General features: G+C 45.3%; 12 protein-coding genes and 1 pseudogene. 4 read left to right on the top strand and 9 right to left on the bottom strand.

All coding sequences use genetic code 11. The annotated features are described in order from the left end of the window. Nucleotides 1-33: 33 nt before the first annotated feature. A complete protein-coding gene (locus tag ACWA2B_RS04030) occupies nt 34-1,203 on the top strand; it encodes a glycosyltransferase family 4 protein (protein ID WP_069011362.1) in 1,170 nt (389 codons plus the stop codon). Between the two features lie 135 nt (nt 1,204-1,338). Here ACWA2B_RS04030 and ACWA2B_RS04025 read toward each other — a convergent pair whose 3' ends face one another. The 6 genes and pseudogenes from ACWA2B_RS04025 to ACWA2B_RS04000 all read right to left on the bottom strand — a co-directional run bounded on the left by ACWA2B_RS04025 (nt 1,339) and on the right by ACWA2B_RS04000 (nt 7,642). After that, a complete protein-coding gene (locus ACWA2B_RS04025; protein WP_025721732.1) occupies nt 1,339-1,971 on the bottom strand; it encodes a DUF2238 domain-containing protein in 633 nt (210 codons plus the stop codon). Nucleotides 1,972-1,996: 25 nt separating this feature from the next. Further along, nucleotides 1,997-2,200: a YwbE family protein gene (locus ACWA2B_RS04020; RefSeq protein WP_341071958.1), complete on the bottom strand. Its 204-nt coding sequence runs from the start codon at nt 2,198-2,200 to the stop codon at nt 1,997-1,999. Between the two features lie 63 nt (nt 2,201-2,263). Beyond that, the gene (locus tag ACWA2B_RS04015; RefSeq protein ID WP_029516768.1) at nt 2,264-3,004 is read right to left on the bottom strand and encodes a DUF1361 domain-containing protein; all 741 of its coding nucleotides are present in this window, start codon (nt 3,002-3,004) and stop codon (nt 2,264-2,266) included. A gap of 313 nt (nt 3,005-3,317) precedes the next feature. Then, nucleotides 3,318-3,615 (bottom strand): annotated as a pseudogene (locus tag ACWA2B_RS04010) (sugar phosphate isomerase/epimerase); the annotation flags it as partial. Between the two features lie 200 nt (nt 3,616-3,815). Next, nucleotides 3,816-6,368, bottom strand: a complete 2,553-nt coding sequence (locus ACWA2B_RS04005; RefSeq protein ID WP_449291712.1) for a beta-mannosidase — start codon at nt 6,366-6,368, stop codon at nt 3,816-3,818. A 206-nt stretch (nt 6,369-6,574) separates the two neighbouring features. Further along, on the bottom strand, nt 6,575-7,642 hold the full coding sequence (locus ACWA2B_RS04000; protein WP_039270191.1) for a LacI family DNA-binding transcriptional regulator: 1,068 nt from the start codon (nt 7,640-7,642) through the stop codon (nt 6,575-6,577). A 280-nt stretch (nt 7,643-7,922) separates the two neighbouring features. Here ACWA2B_RS04000 and ACWA2B_RS03995 point away from each other — a divergent pair, with 280 nt between their 5' ends. Next, nucleotides 7,923-9,614, top strand: a complete 1,692-nt coding sequence (locus ACWA2B_RS03995) for an ABC transporter substrate-binding protein (protein WP_039270082.1) — start codon at nt 7,923-7,925, stop codon at nt 9,612-9,614. 101 nt (nt 9,615-9,715) lie between these two features. Here the strand turns inward: ACWA2B_RS03995 and ACWA2B_RS03990 are convergent, their stop codons facing one another. From ACWA2B_RS03990 to ACWA2B_RS03980, 3 genes are read right to left on the bottom strand one after another with little or no spacing between them, the layout of a single operon-like run. Continuing rightward, a complete protein-coding gene (locus tag ACWA2B_RS03990; protein WP_340885042.1) occupies nt 9,716-10,909 on the bottom strand; it encodes an MFS transporter in 1,194 nt (397 codons plus the stop codon). A 2-nt stretch (nt 10,910-10,911) separates the two neighbouring features. Further along, nucleotides 10,912-11,472 (bottom strand): GNAT family N-acetyltransferase, encoded by a 561-nt coding sequence (locus tag ACWA2B_RS03985; protein ID WP_029516763.1) that lies wholly within the window; start codon nt 11,470-11,472, stop codon nt 10,912-10,914. 39 nt (nt 11,473-11,511) lie between these two features. Next, a complete protein-coding gene (locus ACWA2B_RS03980; RefSeq protein ID WP_069011357.1) occupies nt 11,512-11,874 on the bottom strand; it encodes a DUF2500 domain-containing protein in 363 nt (120 codons plus the stop codon). 407 nt (nt 11,875-12,281) lie between these two features. Here ACWA2B_RS03980 and nrdI point away from each other — a divergent pair, with 407 nt between their 5' ends. Together nrdI and nrdE are read left to right on the top strand one after the other, a co-directional pair. Beyond that, nucleotides 12,282-12,641 carry a class Ib ribonucleoside-diphosphate reductase assembly flavoprotein NrdI gene (gene nrdI, locus ACWA2B_RS03975; protein ID WP_016819181.1) on the top strand — a complete coding sequence of 120 codons (360 nt, stop codon included), beginning with the start codon at nt 12,282-12,284 and terminating at the stop codon, nt 12,639-12,641. Beyond that, nucleotides 12,628-14,712 (top strand): class 1b ribonucleoside-diphosphate reductase subunit alpha, encoded by a 2,085-nt coding sequence (gene nrdE / locus ACWA2B_RS03970; protein ID WP_165147728.1) that lies wholly within the window; start codon nt 12,628-12,630, stop codon nt 14,710-14,712. The genes nrdI and nrdE overlap by 14 nt, the downstream gene beginning before the upstream one ends. The last annotated feature ends 201 nt before the right edge of the window (nt 14,713-14,913 follow it).

Below are 14,913 nucleotides of genomic sequence, written 5' to 3'. Positions count from 1 at the left end.
GATAAATGAGAATGGCGGAGGAGGAATGAAGGCATGCTTCGAGTTGCATTATTTACGGACACGTATACGCCTGACGTGAATGGCGCTGCTCTGACCCTGGAACGATGGATTGGCTATCTGGAGACACATGGAGTATCTACGCTCGTCTTCGCACCGGAGGCAGACCATCATCTGCCCTCTGGGCCGGGTGTAGAGCGATTTCGAAGTATTCCCTTTTTGTTGTACCGGGAATGCAGACTTGCGATCCCCAACGCCAAACAGATCAACGAGCGTCTGTCAGCCTTTTCCCCGCATTTGATTCATGTCGCTACTCCGTTTAACCTTGGCCTGTATGGAACAAGCTACGCAGCCAAACACCATATTCCACTCGTTGCCTCATATCACACCCACTTTGATAAATACCTTGAATATTACAAGCTTCGCTGGCTTGAACCTGCGTTATGGAAATACATGCTCTGGTTTCATAGACATTGCGAAAGGGTATATGTCCCCTCTCAATCAACCATGGAATTGTTGCGCAATAAAGGAATGGGGCAGCTCGAAATCTGGAGCAGAGGCATTGATACCGACCGATTTCAACCAAAGGTGGACCGTCATGCAGTATGGAAGAAATGGGACGTTCATGCAGATGCATTTGTTATTTTGTATGTGGGCAGGCTTGCACCAGAAAAGGGGGTAGACACGTTACTGGATTCCTACCTCCAGTTACCTGACGACGTCCGCGCAGCCTCTGTGCTGGTCATTGCAGGAGATGGTCCATTATATAAGGTCAAAACTGCAGCGGATATAGGGGTGCCGGAGCATGCACTCCACTGGCTTGGTTTTGTGAAAGGGCCGGAATTAGCTGAACTCTACGCCGCAGCCGACGTATTTCTCTTCCCTTCAACCACGGAAACCTTCGGCAACGTAGTACTGGAGGCTATGGCGAGCGGTACACCTGTGGTCGGTGCCAATGAAGGCGGGGTAAAAGATAATCTAATCCATGGAAAAACGGGGCTATTGTGTCCTGCTGGGGACGCCTCTGCCTTTGCCAAAGCTGTACACCTGTTGTATAAGGATGCCTCACTTCGCGATGCTATATCCAGAACTGGTAGAGCCTACAGTCTGGAGCAGACATGGGACCGTATTTTTGAACGGCTACTGGACAGCTACATGGACGCAGCGACCCTCCATCTTGACAGCCATCCCATGACGCGAATGTAACTCTGAGGACTTCATAGCTACAGATGCTAAAGGGTGGTTAGAAAATGCTCCTTCACGCATTCTGTAACCACCCTTCATCAGCTTAACTATTTCCCCGTCTAACTACAATTGCAGATAAAAGAAGAAAAACCTTTGCTAATACCTTAATTGTTTCAGCAGCTTGTTATGTACCCCACTCAACAAAATCACTGCGGTCAAAGCGCCGATGAACGCAAGAAGCATATCCCATTGGGTGTCCCATACATCCCCCTGTGTGCCCAGAAAAGCTTCTGCTGCTGTTCCCGTTGCCTTGGCTACAGCAAACTCAATCAACTCGTATACAGCGCTGATCGCAAGACACACACTAACCGTGAGGAAAGTGAGCCAGCTCCCGCTTCCCAAGGCCGTTTTACGCAACAGCACTTCCCTGACAATGAGTGCGGGTACAAAACCTTGTACAAAGTGCCCAAGTCGATCATAATAATTGCGCTCCAGTCCGAACGTGTCCCGAATCCAGTTGAACAGTGGCATTTCGGCATAGGTATAATGTCCGCCCACAATCAGGATCAATGCGTGCAGCCAGATTAGGGTATATACCAGATTGGTAAACCGAAATCTTCGGTACAGAGCCGCCAGCAGTACAGCTCCTAAAACTGCTGGGAGAACTTCCAGTACCCATGTAAAATAATCCGCCGGGCGAATCAAAGACCAAATTAGGGCAAGCGCCAGCAATACAAGTAAAACAAGCGGGTAGCGATCATTTTTAGACCATGCCGTTGCCTGGTTCATCGTCATTCCTCCTCAGCCCAAAGCTCTAGCCTTCGTTCGTTACGATATGTTTGACACGCCCAACCTGTCCGTCTGTCAGACGCACTTTGATTCCATGCGGATGACGTGGGGAATTGGTCAAAATATCTTTCACCGTTCCTCGCGTCAACTTACCGGTAGGCTGATCCTTTTTAAGTACAATATCTACCTGAAGACCAGCGCAGATGTCGGATCGATTCTGTCCGTTCATTGTAGCTATTCCTCCTTTGTTTTTATATTTATGATGATATTCAGCCACTCAGTTACAACAAAATCACCAACGACGCCATTCGTCCTGGCGGCTGTTCCCCATCCAGACTACGCACATCGTGGATACATAGCTGACGAGCAAAATAACGAATACCATCCCGCTAAACTCCACAAAATGAGTACGTTGCAAGGAGTCTGCCCATATGGAAGATACCTGTGCATACAGTTGAGAAGGCGCAGAAACAATATCCCATGTGTTCCCTCGAAAGAAACGGCCAATATAAATACCCAGGCTGCTCAACAAGAGTACCGCCATCATAAACAGCCAACTAACAAGCCCACCACGTGCACGTTGTACCAACTGTCGTACGGATTCAAGTGATACAAATCCCATTGTCAGACCAAGTATGGCTACCAGCAGCATCCCCAATACATGATTCCAAAAGTACGGATTTCCCCAGAAACGTTGCTCCCCGAGAAACGGATATCTGGCGAATACATGCAGCAAATCTGTGATCAAATAGGGTGTATTGGGATAAAAGAAAAGCCATGCCGCCCCCGTGACCCAGAGTAAAAAAGTCCTCGTTCCTCGCCTCCACGAGCTATACACTACATCAAGCAGCAGCGTCAACAGCATAGGAATCCAGGCCAGCATCATATTCCACCAAATAAAAAGATAAGGGCGGCCCCCTGAGGGCAGTCGCACGTTAATGATCCACAATGTACTGATTACGGAGCATAAGGCCAGTGTTAAAAAAACATAAAGTTTTACTGGATAATTTAACGATCTTAAACGGGCATACATACGTGTCTTTCCCTCCTTGTAACCGTCCTGCCTTCCTGACGTTCCAATTTACACCTGTTCTGGACAGTGTACACCACAATGGCTTCAAGCTCAATGGAAGCGCTCCACCTCTGCATAAATGAACATAAAAAGACATCTATTCTTTGGGAATCGACCCCATCCCGAAAAATAGATGCTTACTGTGTTTTAGACTTCACTCACAGGTAAAGGCGTAGCTCCGGTAGTTTTAATATTCGGGCAGCATGAATTAGCATAATACCGCTAACGGCATTATAAATTCCGTTGCTGCGCTCTGTCCATTCGCCATCTGTCGTCCGGGATGCACAATTCCCGCTTTTGCTCCGTACTGATGCGCATATTCCACAGATTGCACCAGCAGTTCTATCGCACGTTGTCGCTTGGTCTCATCGTCAAACCCGAGCAGAACGGAATTCGTGCTAATTCGGATCTGGTGTATGAGGAAATGTATTGTACACACTCGATATGCCGATTTTCCCCCGCTCAATCATAGGCTCAATCGTCGTTAGCATTTCCCGGGTAATGTTATAATTCAGCTCCACCCTGCTAAAGTCCAACTGACGGATTTCCTCTACAAGTTCTCGGCCGCCCATATGTTTTTTTATATTCCAACAGTTAGATGCTGAATAGATAAATTTCTTACAAATGATCTGTTATCACTCAGCTCCCAAGCCTTCTTTTGTTATGTATATGAACATTATGAAATCGCTCCACATATCACAAAAATAAATTTATATTATAAAAAAAAGCCTATCCATCATCTACTTAAAGACGGATAAGCTTTTACTGTTGTCTAACCTTGTATCCAATTGACTAATGAATGTACTGTCAATGTACCCGGCGCAGCTGCCACAAATGCCGATGAACCGTTGTGCAAAGCCAAAAATTCCACTGTTTTTGGAATACCGGGAGCCAGATCCAGATGGTTGTCGCTGAAAATACCTTCCTGCTCTGCCGATAGCCACACGTGTCGGGCAAGTACATCCGAACACAGCATGAATCTGCTAGCCTCGCTTCCCTGAATCTCTGTCACTTCAATTTTTGCCTGCGGTAAATCCATCTCTTTCGTGTCTGCAAAATAAATTTCACTGGAGATCACCTGTTCACCATTCTGCGTCAGACGCGCGACCAGCATATGCTCCGCACGGTTCAGGCCACTCAGCCATTTGTCGATAGGCAGTATATGTACAATTCCTGCACCACCTGCTGGTTGCTTTACCTTAACATTCTCTTCACGAACAGCCTGGCTGCTTCGGATATGCAAAAGCGTCAGCCGCAGCGTACCTGATATCGGCTCTAGTGTATCGTTGACCAGATGTAGTGCCTTATTCCCCTGTTCTGTATCTGTTGCACTCAACAACACATCGGCAAAGCTACGCTTAGCCGTATATTGGAGCGCTTTCCAACGACCAAAATAGTCCATACTCGACCAGGAGGCAACGGGCCAGCAATCATTCATTTGCCAGTATAATGTTCCCATGCAATAAGGCTTGTGACGACGATGCGCCTCTATAGCTGCTTTCATTGCTTCTGCCTGTAAAATTTGGCTCATGGGAAGAAAACTTGTAAAATCCTTTGGTTCTCGCATGTACCGCTCCATATATTCTTTAATCAGACGATTGCCCGCACCGTTCTTCTGATGTGCCAGCATCACCGCAGATTCCAGTTCCAAATCCTTCTCTTCCGCATAAGTACGAACGGACTTGTATTCAGGAAAAGACTGAAAACCATATTCACTCATAAAACGGCCCACATGTACATGATAATTCTCAAACGGCTCAGACGCGTGCCATACACCCCAATAATGAACATCACCTGCAGTTGAAGACCGATGGGCATGCTGATTCCGATCTCTCGTCAGGTCAATTAGCGGGGAGGAGGGCCAATATGCTGTCTGCGCTGACCAGGTGCGTACCGCCTCCGGTAGAATCCGATGAAAGAGCATTTCATAATCATTCCACAGGCGTTCCCGTTGCTCAGGTGTGTAGTTCTTTTTCCAGCCCCAGCCTCCATTCTCTTCATAATGCGCCCACGCAGAATCGATCTCATTGTTGCCGCACCATAAGGAAATACAGGGATGATTACGCAGCCGCTTGATATTGTCCTCGGCTTCCTGTGCCACATTGTCTATAAAATCTTCATCGCCTGGGTACATACTGCAAGCGAACATAAAATCTTGCCACACGAGCAAACCGTATTCATCACAAAGCTCATAAAATACGTCTTGCTCATATATACCGCCACCCCACACTCGCAACATATTCATATTCGAGGCGGCTGCGCTGGCAATTTCATACCGATATCGTTCCATCGTAACTTCAGTGACAAAGCTGTCATTCGGAATATGGTTAGCCCCTTTTGCAAACACCGGAATTCCGTTCAGCTCAAAATAAAAGCTCTCTCCTGCTGCATCCCGTTCCCGTACAAGACGGATGGAACGCAGTCCCGTTTTTACTGATTTTTCCGCGATTACAGCTCCTTGTTCTTGTTCCACTAATTCGGCCACAAACGTATATAGATGCGGCTCCCCCAGTCCACGGCACCACCACAGCTTCGGCTTCTTCATCTCCAGCTCCAGCTCCACTGTCTGCTTCCCCTTCAGCAGCCGAACTGGCTTGGACCACACTTTGCCGTCAGCAGAAATACGCAACTCGGCATCTCTAATCTCATCTGCATTTTCGATCTCTACCACTGCCATGAGTTTAGCCCCTGCCGAACTCACTTCGTCCTGTCGAATAAACAAGTCTCTCACGATCAGACCGGACCAAGCCTCGATCCGAACCTCTCTCCAGATACCGCTCGTCACCAGCCTCGGTCCCCAATCCCAACCATAGTGGTAAGGAGCTTTACGTGCGAAAACGCTTACCTTTTTATCGGACAAACCACCTATTTCGGACTGATCATTGGGTGCAGGGAGTCCATAACCTAAGCTTTCCAGCTTGGGTACATCTTCAGCAATCGGAGAACGAAAACTGATTTCTAGCCGATTTTCCCCTTGCTGAACCAATGCCTTCACATCCCGTCTCCATACTCGAAACATATTATTGGCTGACAAGACAGATTGATCATTCACTTTTACATCCGCGTATGTGTCCAGACCTTCCAACACCAACTCTACACATTGACATTGAAGCTGATCTGCATTTATCTCAAAATGGGCTTCATATATCCAATCCTGCTTATCAATCCACTGTACCTCCATCTCGTTCATACCCATAAACGGATCAGGAATTTTGCCATGTCGTAAAAGATCGGTATGCACACAACCCGGCACTTTCGCGCTGAGCCACTCATCACTTTGTGCTTCTCTAAACCTCCAGCCATCCAACCCTATCACATTAACCATCGTCACAAGCCTCCCTATAAGCATGATTGGGAACATCTGGATTCGTCAGTAACATAACAAAAATAACATTAAGCTAACAAAGTAGTCAATTGTTTTTTTTGGAACAAGTGACAAAATACAAAATGAAAGTCGCCCTCTGCCCCAAACAGGCTAAAAGCGACCTCCTTTGTCTTCACGATGTATGGTGTCACACACGTATCTGGACATTAACTATATGTGATTGTGCTGATGGGACGCTCACGGTCATCATTTTCCCGACTGATCCGGGGTGCATGAACTTCCCGTATGAATAGCTCAGCATGTAGCAACTTTTTCTCGACAGGCGAGTTCGGGTTCGTTATGCGCCACAACAATTGGTCCACTGCACGCATTCCCAGCAATTCCTTATCCACTCTCACCGTGGCATAAATTGGCATTTGTTCATTCGTATCGTCAAACCCGGTCACTCCGCAACGCCTCGGAACGTCAATCCCCTTTTCTTTCAGCACATCCACGACCTGCGCAGCAGTCACATCATTAGCACATACAAAAACCTCAGGCAGTTTGTCCTCAGACAACTTGTCCATTTCCTCAGCAAGCGCCTGCGCTCCTCCGTGAAGAAGGGCTTTATTTTGTCGCAATTCTACTCCGCTCATTTCCAGTGTAGAACGACAAGCTTCCCAGCGTTCGTAGAAACTGTGAGCGTCATCAATATGACCCACAAACTGAAAGCGGGTATAGCCCCTACACAGCAAATCCTTCATTAATTCACTCATGCATGTGCGATTATCTGTAAACACCGTATCACTTAAAAATGCAGAATCCCAATGATCTACCATGACGACCGGAATACCCATCCGATAAATGTTTAGCAACAACGAAGTTGAAATTGTCCCTACTGTGATAATCCCTTTAATCGCCTCCGGGTTCAGTAGAGAAAACATATCCTCAGTCGAGGGCTCCGTTAACGTGATCATATCCATCCCCTTACGGTTCAGACGCTCGGAAATCCCTTCAAATACAGGTCCCCAGTACCTGGATTCCCTGTTCTGGTGCCGAATATTTGGAAATAACACCAGCACCGTACCCGACCATTCTCTGGCATCTGTGTCCCGAGGCTCTATCCCAGTCATTTTGGGATGACTGCGAAAATAGCCCATCTGGGCAGCAAGCTTAACCAGCAGCGCCCTCGTCTCTTCACTTACACCGGGTTTGCCTGACAGTGCACGCGAAACAGCAAACTTTGAAACACCCGCCGCATCCGCAATTTCCTGTAATGTTACTTTTCCACGCATCTCCTCACCCAACCCTATTCGAAATCTTTTTCTACCTTAGTCTTCTAAATATACAGGTATGCCTATAAACTGGTACCATCGTAGCATACTTTGTTTTAGATCATCAAACGATGGATTTACACAAATCCACACTTTTCATTAAAATATGTTTGCTTAATAAAAAAACAAACTGCATAACAAACAATTATAAATGACTTGACGTGAGGTTCTTTATTTCCTACAATTTACTATTGAAAGCACTTACATTGTGTAAATCATACTTATTAAGGGGGATTTGCAAATGTTCATGAACAGGTCGGTACGACAGAGCTCTATTCTACTCCTGTCTTTGCTGCTGCTCGTTACAACGGGCTGTGCGAATGGAACAGACGGTAAGGCAGAAAAGGAAGATCCTAATGACACCAGTCCCATTACATTTACTTTCTTTGGCGGTGATTCCAGCTCTAACTGGAACAACATGAAGGATGCTGTCGGACAGGAAATTATCAAGAAAACGGGCGTTACGCTAAATGCCGAACATGCTGTCAATGGTCGAGGCGAGGAAAAGTTTGCTTTAATGGCAGCGAGCGGAGAATATCCAGATCTCGTGTACCCTAAATCAGACATTGGCAAGTTAGTCGATGCCGGGGCACTCATTGACTTAACCGACCTCATTGACAAATACGGCCCTAACATTAAGAAAGTGTATGGAGACTATTTTAATCGTATTAAATATAGTAGTGAAGATCCAGCCATCTACACGATCCCGACCAATCTGGGTGTGGATCACATTGCGTTTGATGCACAAGCCGGCTTCGAAATCCAGCACCAGGCACTTAAGAAGCTCGGATACCCTAAAATCCGCACCGTTCAAGATTTTGAAAAAGCACTTAAAGATTATGTCGCCAAATATCCAACCACCAATGGACAGCGAACCATCCCCCTATCACTCGATGCCGAGGACTGGAAAATTCAAATTACAGTGACAAACCCGGCTGTTACTGCTACAGGTGGACCCGACGATGGCGAATATTATATTGATCCTAAAACACACAAAGCCATTCTTCACTACAAGCGCCCAGAAGAACGTGAATATTTCCGTTGGTTGAACCATATGTACAATGAAGGACTGTTGGATAAGGATACTTTTGTGCAAAAAAGTGATCAGTACAAGTCCAAAATTGCCGCAGGCCGTGTCATCGGACTCATTGATCAGGAATGGAACTATCAAGATGCCGAAAATGCGCTCAAGGCAGCAGGTAAGGATGAATTCACTTACGCCCATTTTCCAGTCACTTTAAATGAGAAATACGAGGATCATTCCCTTCAGCCCATTGGCTTCGATACCGCATCCGGGATCGGAATTACAACCTCATGTGAAAATCCGGTGCGGGCTATCAAGTTTCTGGATTTTCTGGCCTCCGACGAAGGACAAATTTTACGCAATTGGGGAATTGAAGGCCAGCATTACAACAAAGAGAACGGCAAACGAGTCATTCCAGCGGATGTGCAACAACGTAAGAACACCGATAACGCTTCTTTTAGCAGAGAGTCAGGTATCGGTTTGTACTGGATATGGGGGCCACATTATGGCGATAGCGTGAAAGACCCCTCTGGCAACTATTACACAACCAATTATCCGGAGATGATTACCGAAAATTATAGTCAAGCCGAAAAAGAGTCCCTTCAGGCATACAAAGCCCATACGTGGAAAGACCTGTTCCCGAACGAAAAAGATTTTCCGGTAAAAGAGTGGGGGGCTGCCTACAACATGCCTGTTCCGACCAATACGAATTACAATGTTATTTATCAAAAGTCGCAGGACATTGTACGCAAACGCATTCCTGAGGCCGTACTCGCCAAGCCAGATCAGTTCGACGCTGTGTATGACCGCATGCTCCAAGAGCTGGATCAGGCGGGTGTGCCAAAGGCTGAAGAAATCTACACTGGCCTAATTCAAAATCGGCTGAAACTGTGGTACGGCGAAAAATAGGGTTTGCCTTTTTAATGAAATATTACAGGGCTGACAGACCATGCTGTTCAGCCCTTCTACATTAACTATTATTACATATTCTGTTTGGTTTCTTTTTCTTTTCAAGAATTACTTTTCCCTGATACACGATTGACGTAAAACAATAAAATGATAGGAATCAACGCAATCCCGCCACACATCACCCAAGATATTTGAATAGGTGTTTGATCGGAAGACAAATCCGTAAAATTACGACTGATGGTCCCTGTCACGATTAAACCTATGCACATGCCTAATTGTGAAATCGCAGAATCCAGAGATAGTAGTGTAGAACGATACTCATTAGAGATTCTTTTGTTCAGAAAAATTTGTTTCGCAACCGGGTACATGCCGCGCCCAATTTCATAGATCAAAAAGGTAAGCAGTACAGGATAAAATGTGTTGAATGCACCGGCTAAAATGAGCCATATCCCAATCATGCCGCAGGCATACATGAGTATATGTACATCACTGAATCGTGCGCCTAGCTTTCGAACCAGGTAACTTCCCAAAGTCATACATAGTGAATACCCTGCCTTGATAAACCCCATAATCCAAATCCCTTGTTCAGAAAGGCCAACCAGACGTGGCTGTTGGAATGTATTCCCCGCCGAGTTCGAAAAGCTGATAAATAAGCCAATCATAAACACAATCCAGATAAACTTATTTTCAAAACCGATACGGACACTTTCTCTGATAATCGTTTTAATACGAGTAGTAGACGTCTTTCGATGTGCAACATTCTCCTCATCCATATAAAAGAAACATAGAAAAATGCATACAATAATAGATAAAATACTAGCCGCCCATGGAAGTGAATAGTTAAAAGTTGCGAGGAAGGCCCCCAACAGACCACAAATAAATCCCGAAATGTACTGTATACTGTTAGAGGTTGTAAAAAGAACTTCCATGGGCTTATCACTATTTTCCACAACCCATGATTCCAACGAACCTGATTGTAAACATATAGCCAGACCTCCAAAGACTTGTGCAAACACAAGCACCCCGATATGATCTGTCGAAACGAACAATACACTATAGGCTAGAAAACAACAAAGTCCCAAAATAACAGAGATTTTTCTTCCATACTTGTCTGCAATAGCCCCAGTAGGTATCTCAAACAGAAAAATACTTATAAAGAATACAACCAGTAAGAAGTTCGCACTCTGCAAAGAAAGTCCTTTAGCTAATAAAAAAAGGATGAGCGTAGTCCCCGTGATTTCACTCATAAAAAATTGAAGAAAGCTGACGGAGTAATATAGCTTATGAGGTTGCACTCTCAGGATTCCGTCGATTGCTGTGCAGCCTCATATTCACTTCGCAAAATCCCCATCTGAATAATGTCATAGTATCGCCCTTCCCTGAATAGCTTTTCCCGCAGCCGCCCTTCCTCCTTGAAGCCGCTGGCCAAATAGCAACGGTGTGCACGTTCATTGAACGCATAGACCTCCAGCTCCAGTCGATGTAGGTTCAGCGTATGAAATGCAAATTTTTGTAACAGCCGGATCGCTTCCCGTCCATAACCTTTGCCCAGATCACCGTCACGCCCGATCACAATTCCAAGGGTGGCATGCCGATTCACCCAGTTGATTTTAAATAAGTCCAATTGTCCGATATAATCCAGGGTGTCTTTATGCGCAATGACAAAACCTTTGATCTCGGGGTTGCCGTCAATCATCATCTGTACAAAAGATTCACTATTCACCTGTGAATGCGGATAGATAAACACGTCGCTTAAACCACGTGTGATTTCCGGGTCATTGACCCATTTTCGGATATCTGGTATATCCTCTTGACGGTATTCTCTCAATACAACTCGTTTTCCAATGATATGCGGCATCGTAATCTTCCCTCCGATTATGTATTTGTTTAAGCACCTTTATGCTTCCATTACTCTCACAAACTCCAGAAAACGTGTACCTTTATAATGAAGCTCCCCACGATCCCCGATCACAATCATACCAAAGTCCCTATCCTTCACCTCCAGCTCCTTACGCTCACCCCCGTCAAACTCAAAGGTGATATAATAATAGGTCGAAGCTGAAAAATCGCCTGATCCCCCACGCACTCTCGTCCGTTTATCCACAACCTTACATGAACGTTGTACCCGTTCGGCTGCTTGATTGGACAGGCCCGCTCCGATCGTTTTGACAATTCCCATAATCATTACAAAAGCAATGAGTCCAAATACGATAAAAAAGATCGTATTAAACGATTGAACTTCCATAGAATCACTTCCCATTCACTTCATCCTTTCTACAGTAAAATGTAAATTTTCCATTCAATTGCCCATTGACAAATCGTACATCTTCACCCTCAAAAACTCCAATACTTTTTTAACATACTTACGAAAAAAAAGTTCTTTCGCTCTTTTCCGCACCCCGCTTGGACTTCTACCCGATCTGGGTCCTCTGATCCCCTCTAGACCGATTGACAAAACTATATATAGATATAAAATAGAGAATGTACTCTAAATATAGTGTAAAAAACGTATTTATGCCCGATATCTTGAAGATACAGGTATGAAAATACATGTAAATATAGAGTCAAAAATCTTAAATGGCGCAGCCAGCAAGGGATTCCATCTATAATAGATCCCAGGCAATGCCGTTTTCTTTTTTCGTTAAATGTTTAAGGGGGTTGCATACCATGCTGATTGCATATGATTCCAAGACCGGCAATGTAAAAAGATTTATAAACAAGCTCAAGCTTCCAGCGGTTCAGATCGAGGAGCAAATGACTATAGAAGAACCTTACGTACTTATTACATATACAACTGGGTTTGGGCAGATACCTGAGAGGGTATCTTCCTTTTTGAAAAAGAATGCTCAAAACCTTGTTGGTGTAGCTGCAAGCGGCAACCGTAACTGGGGTGAGAAATTTGCCAAAAGTGCGGATTTGATTGCCGATCATTATAATGTCCCCGTGATTAGTAAATTTGAATTATCTGGAACGTTCGGAGATGTAGAGCGTTTTAAACAGGAGGTGAGCCGAGTTGCGGCATATTGAATTGAACAACATGTTGATGAAACGCGATACAGACGGCTTTTTCCAATTGGAAAAGGACCAAGAGGCTGTAGCAGAATTTATGAAGGAAGTTCAGGAACGGAGTTTGAAGTTTGCTGACACAGCCGCTCAAGTGCTGTATATGATTGAGAATGATTATTATGAGAATTTCTACAACAGCTATACGGCTGACGAAATTAATGATATTTTCCATATCACTCATAGCTATAATTTTAAATTCCCTTCCTATATGGCAGCATCCAAGTTTTATACCGATTATGCAATGAAGAGTAATGACCGTAAAGTCTATCTGGAACATTACCCTGATCGGGTTGCCGCGGTTGCCCTGCATTTGGGACGCGGTAACGCGGATACGGCACGCCTGTTGTCCCGCTCGATGATGGAGCAACGTCTCCAGCCAGCGACACCAACGTTCCTGAATGCAGGCAAAAGCCGCCGTGGGGAATTGGTATCCTGCTTCTTGCTCGAAATGGACGACTCCCTGAACTCGATCAACTATGTGCTAAACACTTGCATGCAGTTGTCCAAAATCGGCGGCGGTGTTGCCGTTAACCTGTCGAAGCTGCGGGCACGCGGCGAAGCGATTAAAGGCGTAGAAGGCGCAGCAAAAGGCATTATGCCTGTGCTGAAGCTGATGGAAGACGGCTTCTCTTATGCGGATCAAATGGGGCAACGTAAAGGCTCTGGGGCAGCCTATTACAACATTTTCGGATGGGATGTGCTGGAGTTTCTGGATAGCAAAAAAATCAATGCTGACGAAAGAGTACGTCTTAAGACACTTTCGATTGGATTGCTGGTGCCAAACCGTTTTTACAAGCTGGCTCAAGATAATGAACCGCTGCATGTATTTGCTCCTTACAGTGTGTTCAAAGCCTATGGAACACATCTGGACGACATGGATTTGGATGAAATGTACGACACGCTGCTCGCCGACGATCGGGTGAAGAAAAAAATAGCGATGAGCGCACGTGACATGCTGACGAAAATTGCCATGATTCAGTTGGAGTCTGGTTATCCATATATCATGAACAAAAGTAACGCGAACCAGGCACATGCTCTTAAAAACGTGGGTCAAGTCAAGATGTCGAACCTATGCACGGAAATCTTCCAGTTGCAGGAAACTTCCGAAATTACAGATTACGGCCAACAGGATACCATCCGCCGGGACGTGAGCTGTAATCTGGCTTCTCTGAACATTGTAAATGTGATGGAGCATGGCAAAATCCGCGAATCCGTTCACGAGGGTATGATTGCGCTCACCTCGGTCAGCGATATGACCCAAGTAGCTAATGCGCCAGGTGTTGCGAAAGCGAACCGTGAAATGCATTCCGTCGGTTTGGGTGTCATGAATCTGCACGGCTACCTTGCCAAGAACAAAATTGCGTATGAAAGCAATGAAGCAAAAGATTTTGTCCGTACCTTCTTCATGACGATGAACTATCATTCCATCGAAAAGAGTATGGAAATCGCGAAAGCGGCTGGACAAAGCTTTTATGGATTTGAGGAATCGGATTATGCGACAGGCGTATATTTTGACCGATACCTGAACACAGATTATCGTCCAACAACTGCACGTGTGCAAGAGTTATTCAAGGGCATCTATGTTCCGACTACAGCGGACTGGGACAAATTAAAAGCAGATGTGATGAAAAATGGCCTGTACCACGCCTATCGTATGGCAATTGCGCCGACTGCCAGCATTTCGTACATTCAAAATGCAACATCCAGTGTTATGCCGATTGTTGAGCAGATTGAAACCCGTACCTATGCCAATTCGACGACCTACTATCCAATGCCTTATTTGCAAAAGGATAACGTGTTCTTCTATAAATCCGCTTATCAAATGGACCAATTCAAAGTGCTGGATCTGATTGCAGAAATCCAGCCGCATGTGGACCAAGGAATTTCGACCGTTCTTCATGTGAACAGTGACGTGACTACGCGTCAGTTAGCACGTTGCTATCTGTACGCCGCACACAAAGGACTTAAATCGTTATACTACACACGCACCAAAAAGCTGTCTGTGGAAGAGTGCCTCACCTGCTCCATCTAAGCATAAATGGTAACAAGCTGTAGTATAAAAATTAGATTTTAAATAGATATGGATGCTTTGCATTAGAAGCTGTATCCAGCGTGTGGTTCAGACCTTTACGGGGCTGGACAAGACCCTCGCGGATACAGCTTCCGTATGTCAAGCATACGATGATTCGCCTGCACTATTTCAATGTGTGTTTCTAGGGAATCTCGCAAGCTG

The organism is Paenibacillus sp. CMM36 (genome assembly GCF_053570945.1).
Note: the sequence above shows the minus strand (reverse complement) of the source record. Positions and strands in the feature narration are given on the sequence as shown.

Bases quoted from the DNA above. Each gene is read 5' to 3' on its own strand.
- ACWA2B_RS04030 (WP_069011362.1), top strand. From the start codon at position 34: ATGCTTCGAGTTGCATTATTTACGGACACGTATACGCCTGACGTGAAT.
- ACWA2B_RS04025 (WP_025721732.1), bottom strand. From the start codon at position 1,971: ATGAACCAGGCAACGGCATGGTCTAAAAATGATCGCTACCCGCTTGTT.
- ACWA2B_RS04020 (WP_341071958.1), bottom strand. From the start codon at position 2,200: ATGAACGGACAGAATCGATCCGACATCTGCGCTGGTCTTCAGGTAGAT.
- ACWA2B_RS04015 (WP_029516768.1), bottom strand. From the start codon at position 3,004: ATGTATGCCCGTTTAAGATCGTTAAATTATCCAGTAAAACTTTATGTT.
- ACWA2B_RS04005 (WP_449291712.1), bottom strand. From the start codon at position 6,368: ATGGTTAATGTGATAGGGTTGGATGGCTGGAGGTTTAGAGAAGCACAA.
- ACWA2B_RS04000 (WP_039270191.1), bottom strand. From the start codon at position 7,642: ATGCGTGGAAAAGTAACATTACAGGAAATTGCGGATGCGGCGGGTGTT.
- ACWA2B_RS03995 (WP_039270082.1), top strand. From the start codon at position 7,923: ATGTTCATGAACAGGTCGGTACGACAGAGCTCTATTCTACTCCTGTCT.
- ACWA2B_RS03985 (WP_029516763.1), bottom strand. From the start codon at position 11,472: ATGCCGCATATCATTGGAAAACGAGTTGTATTGAGAGAATACCGTCAA.
- ACWA2B_RS03980 (WP_069011357.1), bottom strand. From the start codon at position 11,874: ATGGGAAGTGATTCTATGGAAGTTCAATCGTTTAATACGATCTTTTTT.
- nrdI (WP_016819181.1), top strand. From the start codon at position 12,282: ATGCTGATTGCATATGATTCCAAGACCGGCAATGTAAAAAGATTTATA.